Consider the following 2,207-nt stretch of genomic DNA (forward strand, 5'->3'; position numbering starts at 1 on the left):
AGTAGCGATGCTGAAAAGGAAGTCTAAAAAGAAAATGGCACTAATAAGGCCTCAGTTAAGTCTTAGGTGCCGAACGCAAATTACTCTTTCCGATCATAAACAGAGTAAAAAAGAATAGAACCTGACGCTGGAAAATGGTTCCCTTCTACTAATGCGCGGCACCACTCAAAAATACTGGCTTCACCAACTACCCAAAAGCAAGAAAATCACCAGAGGAAGGATAAACCTGACCTTCCGAACCATAGTATTCTAAAGCATATTGTAACAATTCTATCAACTACTGTTATACTCGATATTAAAACCAGCTTTCTTCATTATATTTATTGCAACAACCAAAACTAAATTAATGAAGAAGCTATTCGCATCCATCCTACTTTTTGTGTCTTTTCTGGGGGTAAAGGCACAAATTACCACACCCAAAGAGCATTTCGGATTTAACATTGGCGACGACTACCATTTGGCGAACTTCTCCCAAACGGAAGCCTATTTCAAAAAGCTCGCCCAGCAGTCCGACAGAATCCTATATCAGGTTATTGGCAAGACCGAAGAAGGTAGAGATCAGCCTATGCTTATCGTATCCTCTCCGAAAAATCTTGCTAAGCTGAGTCATTACAAGAACATTTCACAAAGACTGGCGAGAGCAGAACTCGCAGAACAGGAAGCCAAGCAACTGGCTAAAGAAGGTAAATCCGTAGTGTGGATTGACGGAGGCTTACACGCCACCGAAACCGTAGGCATGCATCAGCTTATAGAAATAGCATACCTTCTTGCAAGCCGCAACGATGAGGAGACCCTGAACATCCTCAATAATTGTATAGTCCTTCTTACTCATGCTAATCCCGACGGCCAAGAATTAGTAAGCAACTGGTATATGAGGGAATCCACACCGGAAAAACGGTCCCTAAGCTACCTGCCAAAACTTTACCAAAAATATGCCGGCCATGACAACAACAGGGACTTTTTCATGCTCAACCTCAAAGAATCCCAAAACATAGCGAGACAGCTTTTCATCGAATGGAACCCACAGATTATGTATAACCACCACCAGACGGCACCAGCAGGTGCCGTAGTAGCCGGAGCTCCATACCGCGATCCATTTAACTATGTTTTCGATCCGCTAGTCATCACCGGTATCGAATCCATAGGAGCTGCCATGGCCACTCGCCTTTATGCGGAAAATAAACCAGGCTATACACAACGGGGAGGTTCTGTATTCTCAACCTGGTACAACGGAGGCCTTCGCACCACAACTTACTTTCACAATACCATAGGACTTCTTACCGAAATTATCGGAGGTCCAAATCCTTTTGAAATACCACTAGTACCTTCTAGACTTTTACCTAACAGTAATACCCACTATCCGGTTATACCACAAACTTGGCATTTCAAACAGTCTATAGACTATTCCACATCACTGAACTATGCTGTGCTGAACTATGCCGCTAAATATAAAGATGAGGTGTTGTTCAATATTTACCGAATGGGAAGAAATTCCATAGAAAAAGGAAGCAAGGACACTTGGTCATTATCTCCAAGCAAAGTAGCTGTGGTAGAACAGGCCATAGAAAACTTAAAGAAACAAAATAAAGAGTTGAGAAATCAACGTCAAAATCCTAAACAAGCACTAGATTCAACTTCTTAAAAATCCTAAGTACCGTGATCCGCGAGTATATATCATCTCGGCACATCAAGACAACCCAGTTACTACGGTGAAATTTTTGAATGCTTTATCAGCTAATGGAATCCGCATCGAACAGGCAAAAGAAGCATTCACACATAACGGCAAGCAATATCCTGCCAAAAGCTTTATCATACGCACAAACCAAGCTTTCCGCCCTCATATCTTGGATATGTTCGAAGCACAAGATCATCCCAACGACTTCGAATATGCGGGAGGTCCTCCAATTCCACCTTACGATGCTGCCGGCTGGACATTGGCTTATCTGATGCACATCAATTTCGATAGAGCCTATGATGATGTAAAAGGTAATTTCGAAACACTCCCTTATGGTGAGCCTGTAAACGTTATTGTACAGACCTTACCTAATAACAAGTTTTTCCTGCTTAGCAATAAAGAAAACGAAACTTTCCGACTGGTAAATGAACTTCTAAGCAAGAAAGAAAAGGTGTACCGCACCGTCGAGGGTAATTTTATAATAGCCAACAATTCCTGATGCAGATAGTATTTGTTTGGAAACGGAATTGTT

At 42.0% G+C, this 2,207-nt stretch carries 3 protein-coding genes; all 3 read left to right on the top strand.

Annotated elements, in window-relative coordinates:
* Positions 1 to 151: 151 nt before the first annotated feature.
* The 3 genes from SD31_RS17550 (at position 152) to SD31_RS19240 (ending at position 2,174) form a co-directional block, all read left to right on the top strand.
* On the top strand, positions 152 to 253 hold the full coding sequence (locus SD31_RS17550; protein ID WP_231561515.1) for a hypothetical protein: 102 nt from the start codon (positions 152 to 154) through the stop codon (positions 251 to 253).
* A gap of 93 nt (positions 254 to 346) precedes the next feature.
* Positions 347 to 1,642: a M14 metallopeptidase family protein gene (locus tag SD31_RS11455; protein ID WP_052258995.1), complete on the top strand. Its 1,296-nt coding sequence runs from the start codon at positions 347 to 349 to the stop codon at positions 1,640 to 1,642.
* Between the two features lie 76 nt (positions 1,643 to 1,718).
* Positions 1,719 to 2,174 carry a hypothetical protein gene (locus SD31_RS19240; RefSeq protein WP_231561517.1) on the top strand — a complete coding sequence of 152 codons (456 nt, stop codon included), beginning with the start codon at positions 1,719 to 1,721 and terminating at the stop codon, positions 2,172 to 2,174.
* Positions 2,175 to 2,207: the final 33 nt, after the last annotated feature.

The sequence above is a fragment of the Sphingobacterium sp. T2 genome, from assembly GCF_000814685.1.
Classification (GTDB): Bacteria; Bacteroidota; Bacteroidia; order Sphingobacteriales; family Sphingobacteriaceae; genus Sphingobacterium; species Sphingobacterium thermophilum.

Bases quoted from the DNA above. Each gene is read 5' to 3' on its own strand.
- SD31_RS17550 (WP_231561515.1), top strand. From the start codon at position 152: ATGCGCGGCACCACTCAAAAATACTGGCTTCACCAACTACCCAAAAGC.
- SD31_RS11455 (WP_052258995.1), top strand. From the start codon at position 347: ATGAAGAAGCTATTCGCATCCATCCTACTTTTTGTGTCTTTTCTGGGG.